General features: G+C 51.6%; 24 protein-coding genes and 1 pseudogene. 20 read left to right on the top strand and 5 right to left on the bottom strand.

The genetic code is table 11. The annotated features are described in order from the left end of the window. Window positions 1-9 precede the first annotated feature (9 nt). From J4728_RS16775 to J4728_RS16730, 10 genes are all read left to right on the top strand, one after another. The gene (locus tag J4728_RS16775; RefSeq protein ID WP_000948170.1) at window positions 10-1,338 is read left to right on the top strand and encodes an MFS transporter; all 1,329 of its coding nucleotides are present in this window, start codon (window positions 10-12) and stop codon (window positions 1,336-1,338) included. A gap of 142 nt (window positions 1,339-1,480) precedes the next feature. Then, entirely contained in the window at window positions 1,481-2,872 is a 1,392-nt protein-coding gene (uhpT, locus tag J4728_RS16770; protein ID WP_000879181.1) for a hexose-6-phosphate:phosphate antiporter, read from the top strand. Window positions 2,873-3,064: 192 nt separating this feature from the next. Continuing rightward, entirely contained in the window at window positions 3,065-3,517 is a 453-nt protein-coding gene (locus J4728_RS16765) for a DUF1198 domain-containing protein (RefSeq protein WP_001519640.1), read from the top strand. Between the two features lie 352 nt (window positions 3,518-3,869). Then, window positions 3,870-4,613, top strand: coding sequence for a GntR family transcriptional regulator (locus J4728_RS16760; RefSeq protein ID WP_000854956.1), 744 nt, complete (start codon window positions 3,870-3,872; stop codon window positions 4,611-4,613). Window positions 4,614-4,630: 17 nt separating this feature from the next. Then, window positions 4,631-5,104, top strand: a complete 474-nt coding sequence (locus J4728_RS16755; protein ID WP_001152237.1) for a PTS sugar transporter subunit IIA — start codon at window positions 4,631-4,633, stop codon at window positions 5,102-5,104. Continuing rightward, window positions 5,101-5,388, top strand: coding sequence for a PTS sugar transporter subunit IIB (locus J4728_RS16750; protein WP_000041396.1), 288 nt, complete (start codon window positions 5,101-5,103; stop codon window positions 5,386-5,388). The genes J4728_RS16755 and J4728_RS16750 overlap by 4 nt, the downstream gene beginning before the upstream one ends. Window positions 5,389-5,463: 75 nt before the next feature. Next, a complete protein-coding gene (locus tag J4728_RS16745; RefSeq protein ID WP_000997827.1) occupies window positions 5,464-6,822 on the top strand; it encodes a PTS galactitol transporter subunit IIC in 1,359 nt (452 codons plus the stop codon). Then, window positions 6,815-8,299, top strand: a complete 1,485-nt coding sequence (locus tag J4728_RS16740) for an FGGY-family carbohydrate kinase (protein ID WP_208212108.1) — start codon at window positions 6,815-6,817, stop codon at window positions 8,297-8,299. The genes J4728_RS16745 and J4728_RS16740 overlap by 8 nt, the downstream gene beginning before the upstream one ends. Window positions 8,300-8,361: 62 nt before the next feature. Beyond that, window positions 8,362-9,222 (top strand): class II aldolase, encoded by an 861-nt coding sequence (locus J4728_RS16735; RefSeq protein ID WP_001131798.1) that lies wholly within the window; start codon window positions 8,362-8,364, stop codon window positions 9,220-9,222. A 9-nt stretch (window positions 9,223-9,231) separates the two neighbouring features. Beyond that, a complete protein-coding gene (locus J4728_RS16730; RefSeq protein ID WP_000621026.1) occupies window positions 9,232-9,501 on the top strand; it encodes an HPr family phosphocarrier protein in 270 nt (89 codons plus the stop codon). Window positions 9,502-9,591: 90 nt separating this feature from the next. Here J4728_RS16730 and J4728_RS16725 read toward each other — a convergent pair whose 3' ends face one another. After that, window positions 9,592-9,915, bottom strand: coding sequence for a helix-turn-helix domain-containing protein (locus tag J4728_RS16725; RefSeq protein WP_001274841.1), 324 nt, complete (start codon window positions 9,913-9,915; stop codon window positions 9,592-9,594). Next, window positions 9,899-10,258, bottom strand: coding sequence for a type II toxin-antitoxin system RelE/ParE family toxin (locus J4728_RS16720; protein WP_001258724.1), 360 nt, complete (start codon window positions 10,256-10,258; stop codon window positions 9,899-9,901). Before J4728_RS16720 ends, J4728_RS16725 begins: the two co-directional genes overlap by 17 nt. Window positions 10,259-10,473: 215 nt before the next feature. Here J4728_RS16720 and nepI point away from each other — a divergent pair, with 215 nt between their 5' ends. After that, window positions 10,474-11,667, top strand: coding sequence for a purine ribonucleoside efflux pump NepI (nepI, locus tag J4728_RS16715; RefSeq protein ID WP_001004798.1), 1,194 nt, complete (start codon window positions 10,474-10,476; stop codon window positions 11,665-11,667). A 59-nt stretch (window positions 11,668-11,726) separates the two neighbouring features. Here the strand turns inward: nepI and J4728_RS16710 are convergent, their stop codons facing one another. Both J4728_RS16710 and J4728_RS16705 read right to left on the bottom strand, forming a co-directional pair. Then, window positions 11,727-13,109 carry a glycoside hydrolase family 1 protein gene (locus tag J4728_RS16710; protein ID WP_079798537.1) on the bottom strand — a complete coding sequence of 461 codons (1,383 nt, stop codon included), beginning with the start codon at window positions 13,107-13,109 and terminating at the stop codon, window positions 11,727-11,729. 105 nt (window positions 13,110-13,214) lie between these two features. Next, complete coding sequence (locus J4728_RS16705) at window positions 13,215-13,508, bottom strand: YicS family protein (protein WP_000824217.1); 294 nt, start codon at window positions 13,506-13,508, stop codon at window positions 13,215-13,217. Window positions 13,509-13,704: 196 nt separating this feature from the next. On the opposite strand from J4728_RS16705, the pseudogene J4728_RS16700 reads away from it, so the two are divergent. The 8 genes and pseudogenes from J4728_RS16700 (at window position 13,705) to J4728_RS16665 (ending at window position 22,300) form a co-directional block, all read left to right on the top strand. Further along, window positions 13,705-16,394: pseudogene (locus J4728_RS16700) on the top strand (sigma 54-interacting transcriptional regulator). Between the two features lie 218 nt (window positions 16,395-16,612). After that, the gene (locus J4728_RS16695) at window positions 16,613-17,038 is read left to right on the top strand and encodes a PTS sugar transporter subunit IIA (protein WP_000214106.1); all 426 of its coding nucleotides are present in this window, start codon (window positions 16,613-16,615) and stop codon (window positions 17,036-17,038) included. 10 nt (window positions 17,039-17,048) lie between these two features. Beyond that, window positions 17,049-17,534 carry a PTS system mannose/fructose/N-acetylgalactosamine-transporter subunit IIB gene (locus J4728_RS16690; RefSeq protein WP_001284295.1) on the top strand — a complete coding sequence of 162 codons (486 nt, stop codon included), beginning with the start codon at window positions 17,049-17,051 and terminating at the stop codon, window positions 17,532-17,534. Between the two features lie 145 nt (window positions 17,535-17,679). After that, the gene (locus J4728_RS16685; RefSeq protein ID WP_000380259.1) at window positions 17,680-18,429 is read left to right on the top strand and encodes a PTS mannose/fructose/sorbose/N-acetylgalactosamine transporter subunit IIC; all 750 of its coding nucleotides are present in this window, start codon (window positions 17,680-17,682) and stop codon (window positions 18,427-18,429) included. Next, entirely contained in the window at window positions 18,426-19,286 is an 861-nt protein-coding gene (locus tag J4728_RS16680; protein WP_001526325.1) for a PTS system mannose/fructose/sorbose family transporter subunit IID, read from the top strand. Before J4728_RS16685 ends, J4728_RS16680 begins: the two co-directional genes overlap by 4 nt. A 3-nt stretch (window positions 19,287-19,289) precedes the next feature. Then, a complete protein-coding gene (gene dgaE, locus J4728_RS16675) occupies window positions 19,290-20,399 on the top strand; it encodes a D-glucosaminate-6-phosphate ammonia lyase (RefSeq protein ID WP_208212106.1) in 1,110 nt (369 codons plus the stop codon). After that, window positions 20,386-21,129: a 2-dehydro-3-deoxy-phosphogluconate aldolase gene (gene dagF, locus J4728_RS16670; RefSeq protein ID WP_001186140.1), complete on the top strand. Its 744-nt coding sequence runs from the start codon at window positions 20,386-20,388 to the stop codon at window positions 21,127-21,129. The genes dgaE and dagF overlap by 14 nt, the downstream gene beginning before the upstream one ends. Window positions 21,130-21,364: 235 nt before the next feature. Continuing rightward, the gene (locus J4728_RS16665; RefSeq protein WP_208212104.1) at window positions 21,365-22,300 is read left to right on the top strand and encodes an Rpn family recombination-promoting nuclease/putative transposase; all 936 of its coding nucleotides are present in this window, start codon (window positions 21,365-21,367) and stop codon (window positions 22,298-22,300) included. Window positions 22,301-22,342: 42 nt separating this feature from the next. On the opposite strand, the gene J4728_RS16660 is transcribed toward J4728_RS16665, so the two are convergent. Then, complete coding sequence (locus tag J4728_RS16660; RefSeq protein WP_208212102.1) at window positions 22,343-23,245, bottom strand: EamA family transporter; 903 nt, start codon at window positions 23,243-23,245, stop codon at window positions 22,343-22,345. 505 nt (window positions 23,246-23,750) lie between these two features. Here J4728_RS16660 and J4728_RS16655 point away from each other — a divergent pair. Continuing rightward, window positions 23,751-24,446 carry an MgtC family protein gene (locus J4728_RS16655; RefSeq protein WP_000392700.1) on the top strand — a complete coding sequence of 232 codons (696 nt, stop codon included), beginning with the start codon at window positions 23,751-23,753 and terminating at the stop codon, window positions 24,444-24,446. The last annotated feature ends 68 nt before the right edge of the window (window positions 24,447-24,514 follow it).

Raw genomic sequence — 24,514 nt, 5'->3', positions numbered from 1 at the left:
GGAAGGATAATGCTTTCGTTTTTAAAAGCCCCGGCCAACGCGCCGCTCATCACCGATAAGCACGAGGTTGACGCCCGCTATCGCTACTGGCGGCGGCATATCCTGATCACCATTTGGTTGGGTTACGCGCTGTTCTATTTCACCCGTAAAAGCTTTAACGCCGCCGCGCCGGAAATCCTTGCCAGCGGTATTCTGACCCGCAGCGATATCGGCCTGCTGGCGACGCTGTTTTACATCACCTACGGGGTGTCGAAATTTGTCTCCGGCATCGTTAGCGATCGCTCTAACGCTCGCTATTTTATGGGCATCGGGCTGATTGCGACCGGCGTAGTGAATATTCTGTTCGGCTTCTCGACCTCGCTGTGGGCCTTTGCGCTGCTATGGGCGCTGAACGCCTTTTTCCAGGGGTTTGGATCGCCGGTTTGCGCCCGTTTGCTGACCGCCTGGTACTCGCGTACCGAGCGCGGCGGCTGGTGGGCGTTATGGAACACCGCGCATAATGTCGGCGGGGCGCTGATCCCTCTCGTTATGGCCGCTGTCGCCCTGCATTATGGCTGGCGCATCGGAATGATGGTGGCCGGATTGCTTGCCATCGGGGTGGGCATGGTCCTCTGCTGGCGGCTGCGCGACCGTCCGCAGGCGATTGGTTTACCGCCGGTAGGCGACTGGCGGCACGATGCGCTGGAGGTCGCCCAACAGCAAGAGGGCGCGGGGCTAAGCCGCAAAGAAATCCTCGCTAAATATGTGCTGTTGAATCCCTATATCTGGCTGCTTTCGCTGTGTTATGTCTTAGTGTACGTGGTGCGCGCGGCGATCAACGACTGGGGCAACCTGTATATGTCCGAGACGCTGGGCGTGGATTTGGTCACGGCCAACACGGCAGTATCGATGTTTGAGTTGGGTGGATTTATCGGCGCGCTGGTGGCGGGTTGGGGCTCGGACAAACTCTTCAACGGTAACCGCGGACCGATGAATTTAATCTTCGCTGCCGGGATTTTGCTCTCTGTGGGTTCGCTGTGGCTGATGCCGTTCGCCAGCTACGTCATGCAGGCGGCCTGTTTCTTCACCACCGGTTTCTTTGTCTTCGGCCCGCAGATGCTCATTGGCATGGCGGCGGCGGAGTGCTCGCATAAAGAGGCGGCGGGCGCGGCCACCGGCTTTGTCGGCCTGTTCGCCTATCTCGGCGCGTCGCTTTCCGGCTGGCCGTTAGCGAAAGTGTTGGAGATCTGGCACTGGACCGGTTTTTTTGCGGTCATCGCCATCGCGGCGGGGATCTCCGCGCTATTGCTGCTGCCATTTCTGAACGCCCAGGCCCCACGCGAGACCAGCGAAGCGTGATGCACCTCACCTTTTTGCGCTGAATGGGGCAAAACTAAGAAATTTTCCCGGTTTTGCCTGGACGCTGTCGCAGGCCACTTTTCCTGTGGATTTTTACAATGCCTGCCATTCGCAGGTATAAAAATTAGCTCAGGAGTAATCCATGCTGGCCTTCTTAAACCAGGTGCGCAAGCCGACCCTGGATCTGCCGCTCGATGTGCGGCGTAAAATGTGGTTCAAGCCGTTCATGCAGTCCTATCTGGTGGTTTTTATCGGCTACCTGACCATGTACCTGATCCGCAAAAACTTTAACATCGCGCAGAACGACATGATCTCTACCTACGGGTTGAGCATGACCGAGCTGGGGATGATTGGCCTGGGCTTCTCGATCACCTACGGCGTGGGGAAAACGCTGGTTTCCTACTACGCTGACGGTAAAAATACCAAGCAGTTTCTACCGTTTATGTTGATCCTCTCCGCTATCTGTATGCTCGGCTTCAGCGCCAGCATGGGCGCGGGGTCAACCAGTCTGTTTCTGATGATCGCTTTCTATGCCCTGAGCGGTTTCTTCCAGAGTACCGGCGGATCGTGCAGCTACTCGACCATCACCAAATGGACTCCGCGTCGTAAACGCGGCACCTTTCTCGGCTTCTGGAATATCTCCCACAACCTCGGCGGCGCGGGCGCGGCAGGCGTGGCGCTGTTCGGCGCCAACTACCTGTTCGACGGTCACGTCATCGGCATGTTTATCTTCCCGTCGATTATCGCGCTGATTGTTGGCTTTATCGGTCTGCGTTTTGGCAGCGACTCCCCGGAGTCTTACGGTCTGGGTAAAGCTGAAGAACTGTTCGGCGAAGAGATCAGCGAAGAGGATAAAGAGACTGAAGAAAACGAAATGACCAAGTGGCAGATCTTTGTTGAATATGTGTTGAAAAACAAAGTGATCTGGCTGCTGTGCTTCTCCAATATCTTCCTGTATGTGGTACGTATTGGTATCGACCAGTGGTCAACCGTCTACGCCTTCCAGGAACTGAAACTTTCTAAAGAGGTGGCGATTCAGGGCTTTACCTTGTTTGAAGTGGGCGCGCTGGTCGGCACGTTGCTGTGGGGCTGGCTCTCTGACCTGGCGAACGGTCGTCGTGCGCTGGTAGCCTGTGTGGCGCTGGCGTTAATCATCGCCACCCTCGGCGTCTACCAGCACGCCAGCAACCAGTATGTCTATCTGGCCTCGCTGTTCGCGCTCGGTTTCCTGGTGTTTGGGCCGCAGCTATTAATTGGCGTGGCGGCAGTCGGTTTCGTACCGAAAAAAGCCATCGGCGCTGCGGACGGTATCAAAGGAACCTTCGCTTATCTTATCGGCGATAGCTTTGCCAAGCTGGGTCTGGGCATGATTGCCGACGGCACCCCCGTTTTTGGTCTGACCGGCTGGGCGGGCACCTTCGCCGCGCTGGACGCCGCCGCGATCGGCTGTATCTGCCTGATGGCGATGGTCGCCGTGATGGAAGAGCGCAAAATCCGCCGTGAGAAAAAAATTCAGCAAGTTAATATCGCTTAAATGTGTGCATTTGGTAACGTTTTGCCCGGCTTAACGCCGGGCTTTTTTATGCCTTGCGTTCGTCAGACAGGACATCCGGCGTCTGGCGTAAATGAAGACAGGCGTTAATAAATCACATCCTGACAGGCCAGAACGTCGACAGTTATAAATTTACCGTTATGATGGGCATCCTGTTTGGTGACGGATGTGCGCATGATTTGGTTGATTCTGGCCACGTTTGTGGTGGTGTTTATTGTGGGGTTTCGGGTGCTGACATCGGATACCCGCCGGGCGATTCGCCGTTTGAGCGAACGTCTGAATATTGATGTAGTGCCGATAGAATCGATGATTGATCAAATGGGTAAAACGGCGGGCGGTGAATTTTTACAGTATCTGCATCGCCCTGATGAGTCGCATTTGCAAAATGCCGCTCAGGTGTTACTTATCTGGCAAATGGTGATTGTCGATGGCGGCGATCAGAATTTGCAGCGGTGGCATCGGTTGCTGCAAAAAGCGCGTTTAGCTGCGCCGATCACCGACACGCAGGTACGGCTGGCGCTGGGCTTTTTGCGCGAAATGGAACCCGATATGCAGGAGATCAACGCGTTTCAACTGCGCTATAACGCCTTTTTTCAGCCGGAAGAGGGTGTCCACTGGCTGCATTGATACTCTTCACTATCTCGTTAACAAAAGGCGAGATGAATGAGGCTGGCAAGGGCGGCGAGCCACGATTGACGGCCTGGAGACGCGATTCATCGTTAGCCAAATAAAGCGTAGCCGCCATCGTATTTGCTAAGGGTGAACCACAGAAGTAACGCACCGAATAACCGCTAACGACGCCAAAACATCAGAGACTTACAGCTCATCATTTCCGTGACATATATCACGGAAATGTGATCTTGTTTTGAACACTAAAACTGTGACTCCTTGCCATACCTCCTGTCTCAAAATTTCTTATCATAAACTCGAAGTTGTACATGATTGTCTATAGACAACTCTAAATGTTTAGGCGCGCACCATGAAAACATTGAGTAAAAGTTCACACATCCCACTGTATCAACAAGTTGTGGAGTGGATAAGGGAAAGTATTTATAGCGGAGAATTAGTTGAGGATGACCGGATACCTTCAGAGTTTCAAATCATGGATATGCTGGAGGTGAGTCGCGGTACCGTTAAAAAAGCGGTTGACCAACTTGTCCGGGAAGGTGTTCTTGTGCAAGTGCAGGGTAAAGGAACTTTCGTAAAGAAGGAAAATGTTGCTTACCCACTGGGTGAAGGTTTGCTCTCCTTTGCTGAAGCCTTAGCCAGCCAGAAGATAAACTTCACAACCAGTGTCATAACCTCCCGACTGGAACCCGCTAACCGCTTTGTAGCAGAGAAACTGAGTATCAAACCGGGACAAGATGTTTTATTTCTTAAACGCCTTCGTTGTATTGGCGATGAAAAAGTCATGTTGATTGAAAATCGTATCAACATTGATCTCTGCCCCGGTATTATTGATGTAGATTTTACCAGGGAGAATTTATTTTCAGCAATAGAAAGATTATCTGATAAGAAAATAAGTTTTTCTGAAAGCCGTTACGCAGCCAAATTAATTGGTAATGAGCGAGGCCATTATCTTGATATTGGTGAAGACGCACCTGTTTTGCATTTGGAACAGTTGGTATTTTTCTCTAGAGGATTGGCCATTGATTTTGGTAACGTCTGGTTAAAAGGTAATAAATATTATCTTGGCACTATTTTACAGCGCCTGGATGCCTGACTAGCAAAGAGGAATCTATGCAGGATATTCATTTTCGCCGTCATTATGTTCGACACCTCCCTAAAGAGGTGAGTCAGAATGACATAATCAAGGCTCTTGCCAGTCCGTTAATTAACGATGGTATGGTTGTATCTGATTTTGCCGATCACGTCATTACGCGAGAACAGAATTTTCCAACGGGTCTACCGGTTGAGCCTGTAGGTGTCGCTATTCCACATACTGATCACAGGTATGTTCGCCAAAACGCCATTAGCGTTGGAATACTGGCAGAACCCGTCAATTTCGAAGATATGGGCGGGGAACCAGATCCCGTACCTGTCAGGGTGGTGTTTATGCTTGCTTTAGGTGAAAGCAATAAGCAGCTCAACGTACTGGGTTGGATTATGGATGTGATCCAGGATGAGGATTTTATGCAGCAGTTACTGGTCATGAATGATGATGAAATTTATCAGTCAATTTACACACGCATATCTGAAAGAGGTGAAGTATGAGTAAAATGATACTATTTGTTTGCGCAACGGGTGTTGCTACTTCCACGGCTGTGGCAGAAAAAGTAATGGAATATTGTAAAGACAATGGGCTTGATGTTAATTATTCCCAAACTAATGTAGCCTCATTGCCAAACAATACCGATGGTGCAGCTTTGGTTGTATCAACAACGAAAGTTCCTTATGAACTGGATATTCCGGTTGTTAGTGGCCTGCCAATCATTACCGGAGTAGGTGAAGATAAAGTTCTTGAAAAAATAGTTTCAATCCTTAAAGGCCAAGCCTGATTTCATAAATAAAAAACAGATAAATTACCCAGGCGCTAACGCGAGGTCTGGTCACATCTGAATAAGAGGTCGGATATGAATGATATAGCACATACTCTCTATACCGTTGTGCAATATGTCCTGGGATTTGGCCCAACGGTTTTATTGCCGCTGGTCCTTTTTTTCCTGGCATTGTTCTTCAAAGTAAAACCCGCTAAAGCACTTCGCTCATCGTTAATTGTCGGAATAGGGTTTGTCGGAATTTATGCCATCTTTGACATACTTACCAGCAACGTAGGCCCGGCTGCACAGGCAATGGTTGAGCGAACTGGTATTAGTCTTCCTGTTGTCGATTTAGGCTGGCCACCATTGGCCGCAATTACCTGGGGCTCACCAATCGCACCCTTTGTCATTCCGCTGACGATGCTGATTAATGTCGCCATGCTGGCCCTGAATAAGACACGTACTGTTGATGTCGACATGTGGAACTACTGGCACTTTGCCCTGGCTGGAACGCTGGTTTACTACAGCACAGGGAGTTTTGTTTTGGGTCTGTCCGCAGCCGCTATTGCCGCGATCGTGGTTCTCAAACTGGCGGACTGGTCTGCGCCATTAGTGGCAAAGTACTTCGGTCTGGAAGGTATTTCACTTCCGACCCTGTCATCTGTCGTCTTCTTTCCGATTGGATTGCTGTTCGACAAAATTATCGACAAAATCCCTGGCGTTAACCGTATTCATATTGATCCGGAAAACGTTCAGAAAAAAATGGGAATCTTCGGTGAGCCTATGATGGTGGGTACTATTCTGGGGGTCTTGTTGGGCATCATTGCCGGGTATGACTTTAAACATATCCTATTGCTGGGGATCAGCATTGGCGGTGTCATGTTCATTCTTCCGCGTATGGTACGAATTTTGATGGAAGGTTTATTACCTCTGTCTGAAGCCATTAAGAAATATTTGAATGCCAAATATCCTGGCCGTGATGATCTCTTTATCGGACTGGATATCGCGGTAGCAGTAGGTAACCCAGCCATTATATCTACAGCACTGATTCTGACACCCATCTCTGTCTTTATTGCATTCCTTCTTCCTGGCAATAAAGTCCTGCCACTCGGAGACCTTGCGAACCTGGCAGTCATGGCTTCCATGATTGTACTGGCATGTCGTGGCAATATTTTCCGGGCTGTGATAACCGCAATTCCTGTTATTGTCGCCGACTTGTGGATTGCGACCAAAATTGCGCCATTTATTACCAGTATGGCTAAGGATGTCAATTTCAAAATGGCTGAGGGGTCAAGTGGTCAGGTATCAAGCTTCCTTGATGGCGGTAACCCCTTCCGTTTCTGGCTGCTTGAAATATTCAACGGAAATATTATTGCTATCGGGCTGATTCCTGTGCTTGCGCTGATTATTTATGGTGTTTTTCGCCTGACAAAAGGAACGGTCTATGCCTGATTACCACGCAGCGCTTGTCATTGACATTGGCACAACTAACTGCAAAGTCAGCTGTTATTCCTGTCATGACGTGTCAGTTCTGGAAGTCCGCAAGTTTCCGACGCCAATAATATCGTCGGACAAAGGCGAGGTAGATTTCGATATCGAAGCGCTGTGGCAGGCACTGCGACTGGTAATGGCTGAACTGGTGGCTTCAGTACCGTTTCCGGTAAAAAATATCAGTATTGCGAGTTTCGGTGAGTCTGGTGTCTTTGTGGATAAGGAGGGCGTCATTCTTACCCCGATGCTGGCCTGGTATGATCGACGTGGTGAATCTTATCTCTCGTCATTAAGCAAGGCAGAGGCTGAAGAACTGTATTCTATAACGGGATTGCCACCTCACAGTAATTACTCAGCATTTAAAATGAGATGGTTGCTTGATAACTACTCCTTGCATGAAAGAAAAGATATCTGCTGGTTACATGCACCAGAAGTGTTGTTGTGGCGAATGACAGGTGCGAAAAAGACGGAAATATCCCTGGCCAGTAGAACGTTGTGTCTGGACATTGCTCGCCGTACCTGGTCTCGCAATGCTGCCGGGATTCTCGGCATACCGTTCGGTGTACTGGCTCCGTTGATAAAGCCAGGTGAAGTGGCCGGATGGGTGACGGCAACGCTTAGAGAGGAATTGGGCTTCTCTCATGAGGTAAAAGTTACCCTGGCCGGGCACGATCATATGGTCGGTGCCCGCGCATTACAGCTGCAACCGGGCGATGTGCTGAATTCTACCGGCACGACAGAGGGTATTTTACTGCTGAATACACAACCAACGCTTGATGTGCAGGCTCGCAGGGATAAGCTGGCAAATGGTTGTTACTCCGATGGTGAATTTTTCACGCTTTTCGCTTCTCTGCCTGTCGGCGGTTATGCGCTTGAATGGGTGAAAAAAACCTTTCGTTTAACTGATAAGGAAATAAGCACAGGCCTGGAAAAAGCCATGGAGCAATACCTCAAACCTTCCTGGTCTGTCGAGCATGTGTCGGTATTTATTCCTCATTTGCGGGGCTCGGGTTCGCCAAATAAAAATCGGCACACTCGTGGCCTGCTTTTTGGTCTGACGGATTCACTTCCTCCGGAGTCTCTGCTTGAGAGTGTCTTTATTGGCCTGGCGATGGAGTTTGCACACTGTCACGGGTGCTTTAATATCCCGGCGGGCAGGACAGTAAAAGTTATTGGCCCTGCGGTGAAAAACCCATACTGGCTCCAGTTGAAGGCTGACATCCTCCAGTGTCCAATTGAGGCCATTGCTTTTGATGAAACCGTCTCCCTTGGAGCATTGTTGATAGCCTGCCCGAATGTTGTCCCCCCGACTGTTCCTGTGGCTGAGCGATATTTTCCTGACGCGGTTCGTTCTGCAAAGTTGAAAATATATCAGCAGCAATGGCTGTCATTTTACCAATTTAAACTGCGGCAAGAAGGGGCGCTTATTGGTGAATAACTGTGATAACTCAATAGTTCGATAATTTACTTACACTGCTCACATAAATATCTGGAGTTAATATGCCTTTAGTCAATGGTAGGATCCTGCTCAATTGTATTCAGGAAAAACATGTCCTTGCGGGGGCATTTAATACAACGAACCTGGAGACAACAATTTCCATTCTTAATGCAATAGAACGTTCCGGATTGCCCAATTTTATTCAAATTGCTCCTACTAATGCACAGCTTTCAGGTTACGATTACATTTATGAAATAGTTAAGCGACATGCCGACAAAATGGATATTCCTGTCAGCCTGCATCTGGATCATGGGAAAACTCTGGAAGATGTTAAGCAGGCTGTCCGGGCCGGATTTACCTCAGTAATGATTGATGGCGCGGCGCTACCGTTCGAAGAAAATATTGCATTTACCCGAGAAGCTGTCGATTTCTGTAAATCATTTGGTGTTCCCGTCGAAGCGGAATTAGGCGCTATTCTGGGTAAGGAAGATGATCATGTCAGCGAGGCTGACTGCAAAACTGAACCTGAGAAGGTTCAGCGCTTTGTTGAGGAGACAGGGTGCGACATGCTGGCAGTGTCAATTGGTAATGTACATGGTCTTGAAGATATCCCACGCATTGATATCCCGCTATTACAACGCATCGCGTCTGTCAGTCCGGTACCTTTGGTTATTCATGGAGGTTCTGGTATTGACGCGGATATTCTTCGTAGCTTTGTTAATTACAAAGTAGCCAAAGTGAATATTGCGAGTGATTTGCGCAAAGCCTTTATTACTACTGTTGGTAAGGCTTGGGTAAATAATAACAACGAGGCTAATCTGGCGCGTGTCATGGCGAACGCAAAACAGGCAGTTGAGGATGATGTTTATTCTAAAATTAAGATGATGAATAAAAATCACTCAGCATTCCGCAAAGTCTCTTAAGGAAAATATATGATTAGACAAAAAGTACGCGTTATGAACAGTACGGGGCTTCATGCGCGGCCAGCCGCTACACTTGCGAAAATTGTCAAAAAATACCAGTCTTCATTAACGCTAGTTAATAATGACAAAGAAATTCCCATTAAAGGAATGATGAGTATTTTGGGGGCTGGCGTAAAGGGAAACACAATGATTGATTTAATTTGTGATGGACAGGATGAACTGGCTTTTATGGATGAATTAAAATCTGCATTTGCTGATGGCTTTGGTGAGTCAGTATAGTGCAATTCCCGTCAAACGGCGCAGGAAGTTGTAGAGGCTTCCTGCACTCATTATCGTATGAATAGCCTTAACAGACCATCGGTAAAACCCTCATACCAGCACCTTTAGCCCGTGTTTTTGGACAACATTAAGTAGTTTCAGTGACATCCCGCTGGGACGCTTGGCGCCGCTTTCCCACTTTTGAACCGTTGATACGCTGGTATTCAGGTACCGAGCGAAAACCGGCTGGCTAACGTTGAGTTCTTCTCGTAACGCTTTTATTTCAAGTGGCTGCAGGTCTTTGATGCTGCTTAAGCAGGCCGTGTCAAAACTGCGCATTGTCTCCTGGGGAATGGCATCCACGCTAAATAATCCAGATGCCGCGCTATGAATCGCTTCAAAGGCAGGGCTTTTGAATTTAGTTTTTGCTGACATGGCGCACCTCTACCAGTTCTTTGTTATTAATGAGTGCCGTTATCTGATCTTCGGTCAGGCAAGCATAGTGTTTTGCTAACTCACGGAAACCCGCAAGTTCGCGATAGCTAATGTTGGCCATATCCTGTTTGGCATACAGGAAGGTGTAAAACCAATGTTCGCCTCCCTTTGCCAACACGATTGCGCGATCGCGATTTTGATTGAGACGTTTTTTATAAACCCCGCCGCCAAGATTATCTGCTTTTCCTTGCAGTACGGCGTTGATGGCCTCGCTTAACTCGTCATCTTTTATCGTGTGGGGCTTCGCTTCTCTGTTAAACCACCTGGTTTTGAAGGTTCGCATCAGGTTGACATCCTGTAATCTAAAGTATAGCACCAGGTGACACACTATGTCTTACCTTTTGGTTTTACACGCAGCGAGAGAAGATAATTCTCAACTCTCGACCAGCCTCGCAAAATGCAGCGCAACAATGTCAGTTGCTAAAACGTTAATCAGATCACATTTTGTAATGTTACACTGCGTGGATTTTCCGCACTAAAACGACGCAGGTAACCACAATGAATGAAAATATCGCAGAAAAATTCCGCGCTGATGGGGTTGCCAGGCCTAACTGGTCAGCCGTTTTTGCCGTGGCGTTTTGTGTCGCCTGCCTGATTACCGTTGAGTTTTTGCCCGTTAGTCTGTTGACGCCGATGGCGCAGGATCTGGGGATCTCCGAGGGCGTCGCCGGTCAGTCGGTCACCGTTACGGCGTTTGTCGCGATGTTTTCCAGCCTGTTCATTACCCAGATTATTCAGGCGACCGACAGGCGTTATATCGTTATTCTGTTCGCCGTTTTGCTGACGGCTTCTTGTCTGATGGTCTCCTTTGCCAACAGCTTTACGCTGCTGTTGCTGGGCCGCGCCTGTCTTGGGTTGGCGCTGGGCGGATTCTGGGCGATGTCGGCGTCGCTGACCATGCGACTGGTTCCCGCGCGTACCGTGCCGAAAGCGCTGTCGGTGATTTTTGGCGCGGTTTCCATCGCGTTAGTGATCGCCGCGCCGCTGGGCAGTTTTTTGGGCGGTATTATTGGCTGGCGTAATGTCTTTAACGCCGCTGCGGTGATGGGCGTACTGTGCGTCATCTGGGTGGTGAAATCACTGCCGTCGCTGCCGGGCGAACCTTCTCACCAAAAACAGAATATGTTTAGCCTGTTGCAACGCCCTGGCGTGATGGCCGGGATGATCGCCATCTTTATGTCTTTTGCCGGGCAGTTCGCTTTCTTTACCTATATTCGCCCGGTCTATATGAATCTGGCGGGCTTTGACGTTGATGGTCTGACGCTGGTGTTGCTAAGTTTTGGTATTGCCAGCTTCGTTGGCACTTCTTTCTCCTCCTACGTACTGAAACGTTCGGTAAAACTGGCGCTGGCCGGTGCGCCGCTGCTACTGGCGCTGAGCGCGCTGACGCTCATTGTGTGGGGAAGCGACAAAACCGTGGCGGCGGCAATAGCGATTATCTGGGGGCTGGCGTTTGCGCTGGTGCCGGTGGGATGGTCAACGTGGATCACTCGTTCTCTTGCCGATCAGGCGGAAAAAGCCGGTTCCATCCAGGTCGCGGTGATTCAACTGGCAAATACCTGTGGCGCGGCGGTGGGCGGTTATGCGCTCGACAATTTCGGGCTGCTTTCACCGCTGGCGCTTTCCGGCGGCCTGATGCTGTTGACGGCGTTAGTCGTGGCGGCGAAAGTCCGTATTACGCCAATGAGTTGATATTGCTGCCATTTGTAGGCCGGATACGACGTTAGTCGTCATCCGGCAATAATAAATGCTTAATCAAAACCGTTATGCTCTGCGGTGGCGGCAAACCATTCTCCGCTTTTTTTCACCGTGCGCGTTTGGGTGGTTAAATCCAGTTGTACAAAACCATAGCGATTTTTATAGCCGTTCAGCCATGACCAGTTATCGATAAAGGTCCACATGTGGTAGCCAAGACAGTGACAGCCCTCGCTAATGCCTTTATGCAGCCATTTAAGATGCTCAGAGATAAAGTCAATCCGGTAATCATCGTGAATCTGTCCCGCTTGCACAAAACGCTGCTCGTTCTCAACGCCCATCCCGTTTTCGGAGATAAAACAGCGCGGATTGCCGTAATTATCCCGCAGGTTGGTGATGATGTCGTAAATTCCTGGCGCGTAAATTTCCCAGCCACGGTAAGGGTTCATCTTGCGCCCCGGCATGTCGTAATAGTCAAATAACCATTCCGGCATAAACGGCGCTTGCGGATTCACCGCCGTATCACGGCATTTCACGCGGCGCGGCTGATAATAGTTAATCCCCAGTAAATCGATTTTGCCGTCGGCAATAAGCTGACGGTCGCCTGGCTGACAGGCAGGCAGCTGGTCATAGGTTTTCAGCAGCGCCACCAAGTCCGCCGGGTATTCTCCCTTTAATACCGGGTCAAGAAAACTGCGGTTGAATAACAGATCCGCATGATGCGCGGCTTGCACATCGGCGGGATGCTGCGAGCGTGGGTAGGACGGCGTCAGATTCAGCACTACGCCGATTTCACCGTCGTAGCGCCCGGCGCGCCAGGCGCGCACGGCGGTCGAGTGCGCCAGCACGGTATGGTACGCCACGGTGGCCGCACGTTTAAAATCCACCACATTGGGATAGTGGAAGTCGTACAAATAGCCGCCCTCCACCGGCACAATCGGCTCGTTAAAGGTAAACCAGTGCTTCACGCGGTCGCCAAACAAGGTAAAACACGTTTGCGCGTACCGACCAAACGCCTCTACGACGTCGCGATTTTCCCAGCCGCCTTTCTCCTGCATGACCATCGGCATATCAAAATGGAACAGCGTAATAAACGGCGTGATGCCCTGCGCCAGTAGCTCGTCGATGACGTGATTGTAGAAGCTCACCGCTTGTGGATTCACCTCGCCTACACCGTCTGGAATGAGCCGCGCCCAGCTTAGCGAGGTGCGAAAACTGTTATGTTTTAACTGTTTCAGTAGCGCGATATCTTGCTTCCAGTGGCGATAGAACGTTGAGGTTTCTGCTGGACCGATGCCCTGATGAAAACGACCCGGCTGGCGCTCGAACCACACATCCCACGTGGTCTGGCTTTTACCGCCATTCAGACTATCCCCTTCGGTTTGCAACGCTGAGCAGGCGCTGCCCCACCAGAAGTTATCGGGAAAACGGTATCGCATTGTCGTACTCCTTGATCGCGTAAATTCGCTCCAGAATACGCGGTTTTGGCGAACAGAAACCGGTTACAGTCCGCATTTTCGCGACCAAAAAACGGAAAAGGTGTGCTACATCTCGGGGCATTCCACCTTACCGAGAGCCTGCCAGTAGTTATGCTGATTGTTGCGCTCTATCGCGATCATCGCCTCCCGAATATGCTGCTGGTTCCCCTCGCTCGCCATGATTTTTTTCTCCCAGGCTTCATCGGTTAGCGCGCCTTTGGGCGTACACATTTTGCGCAAATCCTTTAAAATCGTATTTTTTTCATGCGCCGACTGGAGTGAGCTAAACGGAGAGTCGGCATACGTGACGCCCGGTAGCGCGACAAGTGTGGCAATAAGCAGAAGCGTTTTTCGTTTCATAAACGGTATCCTTATCGGTTTGCACTTTTTCAAGAGTAAGTGTAGACCGTGCGACGTTCACTCATCGGGGCGTGCTATCCGTTGGCGTTGAAGTCAGGCAAAAGTGGGAAGGCGGTTTCTCGCTGCGCCTTCACTTTCTTGCGTGGCAGAATAGTGTATGTTCTGACTACTCTTTTATTTCGTAAGCGGTAGTGTAATGAGACGTATTGAGATCGTACTGGGAGAGCTGGAACGGCTGACGCGCGGGCTATGTCTTGCCGATTTGGCGCAGGAGACGGCGTTTACGGCGGAGGCGATAGGTTTCAATCTTGGGCTGGCGCGTAACTCCGTCAGCAAAGATCTCAATCAGTTATGGAATGACGGCCTGGCAATCAAAAGCCGTGGCCGCCCGGTCTATTTTCTGCATCGCCAGGCGCTGGAAACGTTGCTGGGACGACAGCTGGAAGAGTCTGAACGCGAAGTGCGGTCGGTGGCGGATGTGCTACCGCATGAAGAGCATTACGCGCCCGACGATCCGTTTACCAGCCTGATTGGTTACGATCGCAGCCTGCGCGATGCGGTAGAAAAAGGCCGTGCGGCGCTATCCCGCCGCTGGTCTACTTTAACTGCGCGGAATACGCCCATAACCCGGAACTGCTCTCCTCGCATCTGTTTGGTCATCGGCAGGGGGCGTTTACCGGCGCGAATGAACATAAAACAGGCCTCGTGGAGCAGGCGGACGGTGGTTATCTGCTGCTGGACGAGGTGCACCGTCTGTCTTATGAAGGGCAGGAAAAGCTGTTCTCTATTCTGGATAAAGGCGAGTACCGTCCGCTTGGCGTGAGCAGCCAGCCACGATCAATTTCGGTACGCCTGATTTGCGCCACTACCGAGCCGGTCGGGTCGGCGCTGTTACGTACTTTCCAGCGGCGTATTCAGGTATGCATTGATTTGCCGGGTATTCGCCAGCGCTCCGTTGAAGAACAGATCGAACTGATCGTGGGGTTCTTACAACGGGAAAGCCGCAAAATAGAACGCACGGTCAGCATTGATAAACCGTTGTTGCTCTGGTTGCTGAATAAACCCCTTGAAGGCAATATCGGTCAGCTAAAAAGCGATATTCAGTTTCTCTGCGCTCAGGCGTGGGCATCGGGAATGACCGAGCATAACGACACGCTACAGCTGGATAAGCGGCTGGCGGAGATGTCGATTAACCCGACGCCGGAACAGCGTCTATTGGTGGATACTCTGTTTGAGGGTAAAGCGCGGCTAAACATAGACGCGCGCACGCTGCCCGCATTGAAGACGTCGCTGGCGACCGGGGCGGAAATTGAAGAGAGCGACCTCTTTTACAGCTTCCTGACGCGCGAGTATGTTAATTTGCGCAACAGTAACGTCCCCCCGGCGGAGACGCTGGCGATCCTGAAAAATAAACTCAGCTCGATTTTTGAATACGGTCTCTACAGCCGCGACAGCGTGGCGCATCCGCCGCGCTATGGCGACCAGATTGAAGAGCGCGTGACGCTGCTGATAGGCTGCGTAGAGCAGGTGTTGGGATTTTCGCTGCCGGAAAATCTGGTTAACCCACTGCGTAAACACTTCCTGGCGCTGATAGGCTACGTGCAGCGCGGCCTGATCCCGCAGCTTTACTCTTCCAGTTTGATCCTGGATCGCTGCAAAGACGAATATGACAACGCCACGCTGCTGTGTCGAAAAATCAACGAACTGTTGCATATTCAGTGTCCGGCGACGGAAGTGGTCTGGCTATGCCTGTTCCTGAAAGAGTGCCGCCATTATCGTCAGCGCATCGATGCCAGCCCCGACTGCGGGGTCATTTTGATCGCTCACGGCGCGACCACCGCCACCAGTCAGGCGCAATATGTCAACCGCGTGCTGGAGCGCGAGCTGTTCAGCGCCATCGACATGCCGTTTGAACAGTCGGTGCATGACACGCTGGAAACGCTGACCCAAATGATTCAAACCCGCCAATATCGGCGGCTTATCCTGTTGGTGGACATCGGCTCATTGATCCATTTCGGCAGTACGATCAGTAAGTTATTCCAGATAGATGTTTTGCTCATGCCGAACATCACGCTGACCAGTCTGCTGGAAGTCGGGCTGGATTTAAGCTATGAAACCAGCGACTTACCACAGTTGACGGCGCTCCTGCAGAGTAAAAATATCCCCTGCCAGCTTTGTACGCCGCAGCAGGAGAACGGCGGCAAAGTGCTGGTCATCTCCTGTATTACCGGCATGGGAACGGCGGAAAAAATCAAAAAGGTGCTGGAGGAGAGCTTTGGCGAACTGATGTCGCAGGACACCAGGATGGTGATCCTTGATTATAACGAGGTACGTAGTCTGGAGCGCGTTCAGCAGGCATTGAATGCCAGCGAGCGGCTGGCGGGGATTGTCGGCACTTTCCAGCCGGGGCTGCCGGATATTCCGTTTATTTCGCTGGAAGAGCTTTTCTCCGAACAAGGGCCGGAACTGGTGTTGAGCCTGTTAACGCCCGATCTGTCCAACGCTGAACGCCGTCTGGAGATGGAGCGCAGCGCCATGCGCTTTATCAGCGCGCTAACGATGGAGAGTATCATCAACCATATTTCCGTGCTTAACCCGCAGCGTATTTTGAAAGAGATGGAGGGCGTTTTTAACCATCTGACGTCTTCGCTTTCCCTGAAACCAAGCCGCCAGGTGACACTGCGCTTCCTGATCCACTGCTGCTGTATGGTAGAGCGTATTGTGATTAACCGTAAACCGTTACAGATGGCGCTGGAAAGTCAGCCGAATCTGGACGCGCGCGCGTTTAGTGTCATCAAATCCGCTTTTCTGCCGATCGAAGACGCCTACGCCATCCGTTTATCGGATGCGGAATATTTTTATATCTACGAACTGCTCTATAGCTAATCCTTTTACTGGCGGGGCTTCGCGCCTCGCCAGACCTTTCTTCTTCCTCGCGTGACACAAATTCTGGCACAACCTTTGCTTTTCTGATGATGCGTTATGCCAGATAGCGGCGTAAACGCCTTATCCGGCCTACCGGGAGTGTCCTGTAGGTCCGGTAAGCGCAGTGCCACCGGGCAATATATGCCGGTGTTCTCATGTAATTGCGCCAGGAGGCCATTTTGACTACCACACAACCGTTGCCCCACATCCTGCTGCTGACGCATGGCGGCTGGGGACAACCGCTTTGCAACAGCCTGCGTATGGTCACGGGCGAAATTAAAGGCGTGACGGAAATCGCGCTAATGCCTGTCGATACGCTGGGCGAGTTTTATCAACGCGTCGAGGCCGTGGTGAAAACGCTGCCGGAAGGCTCGCTGATCCTGACGGATTTTGTCGGCGGCACGACGTCCAACGTCGCGGCGCGGCTAAGCGCCGATTATCCGGTGGCGGTGATTGCCGGATTGAATGCGTCGCTACTGCTGGAGGCGCTGGACAGGCGCGAACAAGGGATGCTAACCGCCTGCGTGGATGAGTTAGTTGAGGCCGGGCGCAGTAGCTGCCTGGATGTGGTCGCCCATGTACGTCAGCTACAACAATCACTCTAAGGAAAACATCATGGCCAATATCGTTTTATGCCGCATCGACAGCCGTCTCATTCATGGGCAGGTTGTCACGAAGTGGGTCGGACAATCTCAGGCGAACCGGATAGCCGTTGTGAGTGATGAACTGGATGCCGATCCGTTTATGAAAAATATCTACCTGATGGCCGCGCCGCCAAATATCAAAGTGGATTGCTTCGGCAACCAGAGTTTTGCCGCCGCATGGAAAGAAAATCAGCTTGGCGACGGTAACGTGCTGGTGCTTTTTCCCTCACTGGCGGCGGTGCAGGACGCCATACAACTGGGCTTTGACGTCACCCGCATTCAGGTTGGCGGTCTCGGCGGCGGGCCAAACCGCAAAGCGGTTTTTCAGAATATTACGCTGGATGAAAAAGACGTCGGCATTCTTAACGACCTGAAAAACCGTGGCGTTCAGGTATTTTTCCAGACCATTCCGGAAGATAAGCCGCAGCCGCTCGACGATATCCTGAAAAAATTCTAACCCTTTAATAGACACAAAATCATTCTGGATGCATCGAGGCGGCAACTGAGTGAATCCCCTGGAGCTTACTAAAGTAAGTGACTGGGGTGAGCGAAGGCAGCCAACAAAGAGGCAGCCTGAAGGATGAAGTGTATAGGATAACACTATGGATACCTTACTCTTTGCAAGCCTGATGGGGTTGTATTACTGGTTTGCCCGTTTACGCCTCGGCTACACCTTCTCCGCGATGCTGTTACAACCGGTGGTGATCGCGGTATTTGTCGGGCTTTTGCTTGGCAATATGCAGACCGCGATGATCATCGGCGCAGGGATGCAGCTCGTTTATTTGGGCGTGACCTCAACGCCGGGCGGCAACGTGCCGTCGGACCCGGCGCTGGCGGCCTGTATCTCCATTCCTATCGCGGTGAAGGCCGGTATGGACCCAAACCTGGCGATCGCGCTGGCAATCCCGTTTGGCGTGATTGGCGTGTTTCTCGATCAGCTTAGGCGCACGCTGAACGCCGCCTGGGTGCATATGGCGGATAAACACGCGGAAACGGCAAACATGGCGGGCATCATGCGTTGCGCCTTTCTTTACCCGGCATTGCTGGGGCTGGTGCTGCGCTTCCCGGTGGTTTTTGCCGCTAACTACTTTGGCCAGGATGTGGTGGAAAGTTTCCTTAAACTGATGCCGCACTGGTTAACCCACTCCTTTGAAATCATGGGCGGCATTCTGCCGGCGCTGGGCTTTGCCATCACCATTATGGTGATCGGTAAAAAGAGCCTGTTGCCGTGGTTTATCGGCGGGTTCTTCGCGGTGTTGTACCTCAAGGTCGACATCATGGCGATGGCCATCTTCGGCACCTGTGTCGCCTTCCTGATTAAAGGCCTGGCGAAAAATGAAGGAGCAGCATGATGAGCAGTGACGTAATGCAACATGAACTGGTTGAGCGTGCGCGGGAAAGCGGGGCGCTGACCAAAGCAGATATCACCAAAGCCTGGTTTATCTACTGGCTGGGCGCCGAGGTTTCCAGCTCCTATGAGCGCTTACAAAGCCTGATTTTCTGCGCCTCGATGACGCCGATCATCAAAAAACTCTACCCGCAAAAAGAGGAGCAGGTAGAAGCGCTAAAACGTCACCTTAACTTCTTTAACTCCGAGCAGACCTTCGGCGCAGTGATTCAGGGCATCTCTATTGCCATGGAAGAACAAAAAACGCGCGGCGAGCCGATTAACGACTCGTCTATCACCGGCATTAAAACTGGCCTGATGGGGCCGCTTGCCGGGATGGGCGACTCGATTATCTGGGCGGCGGTGATGCCGCTGTTGATAGCGATCTTTATTCCGTTCGCGGCAAATGGCAGCGCGATGGGCGGTATTATCCCGCTGATTCTCTACCCGGCGATCACCCTGGCGATCAGCTACGGTATGGTCCACAAGGGATATACGCTGGGGCGTGATTCGATTATCGGCCTGCTGCAAGGGGGGCGAATCAAAGAACTGATCTACGGGGCCAACGTGCTGGGTTTGATCATGATGGGCGCGCTTTCCGCCAGCTACGTCAAAATCACCACGCCGTTAAAAATTAGCGCCTTGAAAGGATCTGAAGTGGTGGTTCAGCAGATCCTCGACTCTATCGCGCCGGGCTTACTGCCACTGGCGGCGGTATTCGCCATCTACTTCTATCTGGTAAAAAAAGGGCCGCGCTACACCACCATTTTGCTGTCGATTGTCGCACTGAGCATAGTCTGTTCGTTGTTGGGAGTGCTGTAAATCATGACGCCGAATATCTATCAACAACTGGGGTTGAAAAAGGTCATTAACGCCTGCGGCAAAATGACCATTCTGGGCGTCTCAAGCGTCGCGCCGGAGGTCATGCAGGCCACCGCGCGCGCGGCTTCCGCTTTCGTCGAGATTGATGCGCTGGTGGAAAAAACCGGCGAACTGGTATCGCGCTATACGGGTGCTGAAGATAGCTATATCACCTCGTGCGCCTCGGCGGGTATTGCCATTGCCGTCGCTGCCGCTATCACCCACGGCGATCGGGCGCGCGTCGCCCTGATGCCGGACAGTACCGGTATGGCCAATGAGGTAGTGATGCTGCGCGGGCATAATGTGGACTACGGCGCGCCAGTCACCAGCGCGATTCGCCTGGGGGGCGGGCGTGTGGTGGAAGTCGGGTCAAGTAACCTCTCCGCCCGCTGGCAACTGGAGAGTGCGATTACCGGGAACACTGCCGCCTTGTTGTACGTGAAATCACACCATTGCGTACAGAAAGGCATGTTGAGCATTGACGATTTTGTACAGGTGGCGCAGGCCAACCACCTGCCGTTGATTGTCGATGCCGCGGCGGAAGAGGATTTGCGCGGCTGGGTGGCGAGCGGCGCGGATATGGTTATCTATAGCGGCGCGAAAGCCTTTAATGCGCCAACCTCCGGCTTTATCACTGGTAAGAAAACGTGGATTGCCGCCTGCAAAGCGCAGCACCAGGGGATTGCCAGAGCAATGAAAATCGGCAAGGAAAACATGGTTGGGCTGGTGTATGCGCTGGAGAATTACCACCAGGGCCAGACGACCGTGACCGCAGCACAGTTACAGCCGGTCGCAGAAGCGATTTCCGCTATCCATGGACTTTATGCCGATATCGAACAGGATGAGGCCGGGCGTGCAATCTGGCGTATTCGTGTGCGGGTGAACGCATCTGAATTGGGGCTGAACGCGCATGACGTCGAAGCGCAGTTGCGCGGCGGCGAGATAGCGATTTACGCCCGTAAATACCAGCTTCATCAGGGGGTTTTTAGCCTCGACCCGCGAACGGTCGCCGAAGGGGAAATGGCATTGATTGTGGCGCGACTCAGGGAGATTGCAGAACATGCAGCAGATTAATTTTTATCGTCAGCGGGTAGCGATTAACGTGCTGGCAAAGGATATCGCCAACGCGAAGGCTATCTATGAAGCCGCCGAAGGCCATGCGGTCATCGGCGTACTTTCCGCGCAGTTCGCTACGGTAGAAGAGGGCGTGCCGGAGGTGAAACGCTGGATGGCGGAGGTGCCGTCTATCTCGGTGGGACTGGGCGCAGGCGACCCGGCGCAGTACTACAAAGCGGCGATGATTGCCGCCCATACTCACCCGGCCCATGTCAACCAGACCTTTACCGGCAGCGGCTTCGCAGCGGGCGCACTGGCGGCGACAGGCGGCGAGCAAACACATATTAACGCCCTGGTCAGCCCGACGGGAACGCCTGGCGAGGTGTTGATTTCTACCGGCGTCAGCAGCAGCCAGGGAACGCCAGCCCGCGTTTCCTGTGAAGCGGCGGTACGCATGATGCAGGATATGGGCGCACATGCGGCGAAGTTTTTCCCGATGGGCGGCGAAAAGTCGTTACCGGAACTCTATGCGCTGGCGACAACCGCCGCCCGCCACGGCATGACGCTCATCGAGCCGACCGGCGGTATCTCACTGGATAATTTCGGTATTATCCTGCAAACCTGCCTGGAAGCAGGCGTGCCGCGCGTCATGCCGCATGTTTACAGCTCGATTATCGATCCGCAAACCGGCAATACGCGCCCCGAAGACGTCATTCGGTTGATGGAGATAGTCAAAGCGCTGGTGTGAGATTTATCGCCGAAGAGCGCTACGTTTACCTGGCCTACAGATGACGTGTATTTGTAGGCCCGGTTAGCGTTACGCTATTGGGCGATAATGCGTAGCAGGCTGGGCAAAAATGTACGTATTGCAGCCGTCAGTGATTCCCTTTCGAGCCTCCTCGCAGGGGTAAATTTTCCTGAATGCTGTCTGTATTTTTGGCGAGTACAGTGGCGTCATCTTATTCCTCAGGTGACGGATCGCCATGAAAAAAAGCCCCACGTCCACGCCTCATGATGCGGTATTCAAAACGTTTTTACGCCATCCGGATACCGCGCGGGATTTTCTCAATATTCATCTTCCCCATTCGCTAAGAATACGTTGCGATCTGACGACGTTGAAACTGGCGCCGGACAGTTTTATCGAGAAAAATTTACGCGCGTTTTATTCCGATGTCCTTTGGTCACTAAAAACGTGTGAAGGCGACGGTTATATCTATGTCGTTATAGAGCATCAGAGTACGCCGGACGCGCATATGGCGTTCCGGTTAATGCGTTACGCGACTGCCGCGATGCAGCGCCATCTGGATGCTGGCCATAAAACGTTACCGCTGGTGATTCCCATGCTGTTTTACCATGGCGCGAAAAGCCCGTATCCCTTTTCGCTGTGCTGGCTGGATGAGTTTGACGATCCTGCACTGGCGCGTCAGCTTTATGCGACGGCATTTCCACTGGTAGACATTACGGTGGTGCCGGATAACGAGATTATGCAGCATCGACGTATCGCGATGCTGGAGCTGGTACAAAAGCATATACGTCAACGCGACCTGATGGGATTGGTCGAGCGCTTAGCGGTACTTCTGATTACGGGAAACGCTAATGACAGTCAGCTAAAAGCGCTGTTTAATTATTTGCTAATACAGCATGGCAGCACGCCTCGTTTTGGCAAGTTTATCCGCGAGGTGGCGCGTCGTGTTCCCCAACACAAGGAGAGATTAATGACGATCGTAGACAGAATACGTGAATCGGGGCGCAGAAAAGGTAAGCGTGAAGGCGTGCAACAAGGCATACAGCAAGGTATACATCAAGGTAAGGAAGCCTTGCGTATTGCGCATACGATGCTGGAACAGGGGATCGAGCGAGAGATGGTGCTGATGATTACCGGGCTTTCTGACGAAGAGATTAAGGCAAAGCGCCATTAAACTTTTCCCTTTTCCGCCCGGTCATCGTGATTATCAACGGCGTTAAGCGGCCCGCGCGCGTCGACGGGAATCGAGGGAGATCAGAATCACTGACGAGAGAATGAGCAGCGTGCCCAGCCAGTCCGGCAAGGTAAAACTAATCCCCAACAGCAGTAGCGACAGCAGGGCGCTGCTTAACGGTTCCGCGCAGCTTAAAATGCTGGCTTTGGGGCCACCAATCAGTTGCGCGCCTTTCAAATACAGGCTGAACGTCAGCGACGTACCGATCACCACCAGGTAGAAAAAGGCCAGAATCAGGCTGCCGCTCACCGCAAAGTGCGTTCCTTCTTTAGCGTAGAAGGGCAGCAGAATAAGGCCGCCAAAGGACATACTCCAGCCGACCACTGGCAGTGTGCCGTATTGGGCGATTAGCCTGGAAGGCCAGGTCGTATAAAAGGCGGCGGCAAATGCGGAGGCGATACCCCAGAACAGCGCGCCTGAAGAGATCGACAGCGATGTTGGATTGCCGTGAGTCACCAGTAAAAAGGTGCCGATAAGCGATGTAAGAATGGCGGTTAAGACCAGAATGCCTGGTCGTGTTCTTCGCGCTAATGCAAACCACGCTACAATAATGGTCGGCGATAAAAATTGCAGCACTGTCGCGGTGGCGGCATTGGATTTTTCAATCGTGAGCAGGAAGGTTAGCTGAACGGTGAGCGCGCCCACCACGGAGAAAATCAGCAGACTCAGGGCATCTTTGCGGTTTTTAATAATCGAAAATATCTTATCGCCGTGCATAAAGGAGAAGGTCACCAGTATCAGCCCGGCGAATAACAAACGTATCATCGTCAGGAACTGTGACGACATACGGCTTTGCTCCATGATGTACTGCGCGCAAACGCCTGAACTCCCCCACAATACGGCGGCAATCAGGACGTTTAGCATCCCTTTTCTGGTGGAACCCATTTTTTCCTCGTCATGTTGTTTTATTTTTTTACGTGCAGGCATCATAACAGAGCTATCGCCGGCATTAAGCAGGAATTTATTGTTTAATGATTTCAGACGAGCCTGTTATTGACATAATATTGTCATTTTTTTGTCATAGAAAATATCAAACAAACTTAAACAAATCGTCACTATCCCCGCCTTTGCACTTTACAGAACATATTGACTGACTATAATAAGCGCAAATTCATGCAGGAGTAATATGTTGGACAGTCACTTTTACGTAAATCATCTGGCAAGTTAACGCACGCTATTCCTGCGCTGCTTGCCGAACCGGTGGGCAGCAATCTCCCCTTGTGACGATTGTCATCCCAATAATGTTACAACACGCGCATTGTCGCGAGGTAATCGTCATGTTCATGTTTAAACACGCTTTATTTCCTCCGCCGTTAACACGACGCTAATTGCCTCAGGGCAGAAATTTGTCGTGTGCTAAATATAGCACGTACTTATTCTTCCAGAAAAAATGGAGGAACGTATGTTAATGTTTCCTTATATTTTAAATTTACTGGCCGCTATGCTGTTGGGCGCGCTGATTGGCGCGGAAAGACAATGGCGTCAACGTATGGCGGGATTACGCACTAATGCGCTGGTGGCGACAGGCGCCGCCGTTTTTATTCTGAGCTCCATGACGACATCGCCAGACAGCCCCGGGCGAATTGCGGCGCAGATTGTCTCTGGGATTGGCTTTCTGGGGGCGGGCGTCATCATGCGCGAAGGGATGAATGTGCGCGGGCTGAACACTGCGGCAACGCTATGGTGTTCGGCGGGCATCGGCGTGTTATGCGGCTTAGGGCAGTTCAAAAATGCGCTGGCGGCGACGATCATTATTCTTTGTGCCAATATTTTACTGCGTGAAGCGGCGCAGCGTATAAATCAACTCCCGGTATCCGCCGAGGGAGAAAAACGTTATATCCTGAAAGTAACCTGTAATAAAGAAGATGAGAGCGAGGTTCGTCAGTGGTTACTGAATATCGTAAAAGAGGCCGCGATCTGTTTACAAGGGTTAGGTTCGGTCCCCGCTCAGGAACAGGGCTATAAAGAAATTCGTGCCGAGCTCGTGGGTCATGCTGATTATCGTAAAACGCGAGAGCTGATTATATCCAGAATAGGTGATAACGATAATATCACCGCAATTCACTGGAGCATTGATAGCCAATAATAGTTTTTATTCAATTTCAACATTACGCCAGGCGTATAAGGAGGGAATGATGGATATTCCCGAGTCGA

Origin of the sequence: Salmonella sp. 32070601201500089SM, from assembly GCF_017573605.1 — a bacterium.
Classification (GTDB): domain Bacteria; phylum Pseudomonadota; class Gammaproteobacteria; order Enterobacterales; family Enterobacteriaceae; genus Salmonella; species Salmonella enterica.
The sequence above is the reverse complement of the archived record's forward strand: the minus strand, read 5'-3'. Positions and strand labels throughout refer to the sequence as shown.

Bases quoted from the DNA above. Each gene is read 5' to 3' on its own strand.
- J4728_RS16730 (WP_000621026.1), top strand. From the start codon at position 9,232: ATGATTAGACAAAAAGTACGCGTTATGAACAGTACGGGGCTTCATGCG.
- J4728_RS16735 (WP_001131798.1), top strand. From the start codon at position 8,362: ATGCCTTTAGTCAATGGTAGGATCCTGCTCAATTGTATTCAGGAAAAA.
- J4728_RS16655 (WP_000392700.1), top strand. From the start codon at position 23,751: ATGGAGGAACGTATGTTAATGTTTCCTTATATTTTAAATTTACTGGCC.
- J4728_RS16765 (WP_001519640.1), top strand. From the start codon at position 3,065: ATGATTTGGTTGATTCTGGCCACGTTTGTGGTGGTGTTTATTGTGGGG.
- nepI (WP_001004798.1), top strand. From the start codon at position 10,474: ATGAATGAAAATATCGCAGAAAAATTCCGCGCTGATGGGGTTGCCAGG.
- J4728_RS16690 (WP_001284295.1), top strand. From the start codon at position 17,049: ATGGCCAATATCGTTTTATGCCGCATCGACAGCCGTCTCATTCATGGG.
- J4728_RS16725 (WP_001274841.1), bottom strand. From the start codon at position 9,915: ATGTCAGCAAAAACTAAATTCAAAAGCCCTGCCTTTGAAGCGATTCAT.
- J4728_RS16760 (WP_000854956.1), top strand. From the start codon at position 3,870: ATGAAAACATTGAGTAAAAGTTCACACATCCCACTGTATCAACAAGTT.
- dgaE (WP_208212106.1), top strand. From the start codon at position 19,290: ATGACGCCGAATATCTATCAACAACTGGGGTTGAAAAAGGTCATTAAC.
- J4728_RS16705 (WP_000824217.1), bottom strand. From the start codon at position 13,508: ATGAAACGAAAAACGCTTCTGCTTATTGCCACACTTGTCGCGCTACCG.
- J4728_RS16740 (WP_208212108.1), top strand. From the start codon at position 6,815: ATGCCTGATTACCACGCAGCGCTTGTCATTGACATTGGCACAACTAAC.
- J4728_RS16710 (WP_079798537.1), bottom strand. From the start codon at position 13,109: ATGCGATACCGTTTTCCCGATAACTTCTGGTGGGGCAGCGCCTGCTCA.
- J4728_RS16685 (WP_000380259.1), top strand. From the start codon at position 17,680: ATGGATACCTTACTCTTTGCAAGCCTGATGGGGTTGTATTACTGGTTT.
- J4728_RS16680 (WP_001526325.1), top strand. From the start codon at position 18,426: ATGATGAGCAGTGACGTAATGCAACATGAACTGGTTGAGCGTGCGCGG.
- J4728_RS16720 (WP_001258724.1), bottom strand. From the start codon at position 10,258: ATGCGAACCTTCAAAACCAGGTGGTTTAACAGAGAAGCGAAGCCCCAC.
- J4728_RS16660 (WP_208212102.1), bottom strand. From the start codon at position 23,245: ATGGGTTCCACCAGAAAAGGGATGCTAAACGTCCTGATTGCCGCCGTA.
- J4728_RS16665 (WP_208212104.1), top strand. From the start codon at position 21,365: ATGAAAAAAAGCCCCACGTCCACGCCTCATGATGCGGTATTCAAAACG.
- J4728_RS16775 (WP_000948170.1), top strand. From the start codon at position 10: ATGCTTTCGTTTTTAAAAGCCCCGGCCAACGCGCCGCTCATCACCGAT.
- dagF (WP_001186140.1), top strand. From the start codon at position 20,386: ATGCAGCAGATTAATTTTTATCGTCAGCGGGTAGCGATTAACGTGCTG.
- uhpT (WP_000879181.1), top strand. From the start codon at position 1,481: ATGCTGGCCTTCTTAAACCAGGTGCGCAAGCCGACCCTGGATCTGCCG.
- J4728_RS16745 (WP_000997827.1), top strand. From the start codon at position 5,464: ATGAATGATATAGCACATACTCTCTATACCGTTGTGCAATATGTCCTG.
- J4728_RS16750 (WP_000041396.1), top strand. From the start codon at position 5,101: ATGAGTAAAATGATACTATTTGTTTGCGCAACGGGTGTTGCTACTTCC.
- J4728_RS16755 (WP_001152237.1), top strand. From the start codon at position 4,631: ATGCAGGATATTCATTTTCGCCGTCATTATGTTCGACACCTCCCTAAA.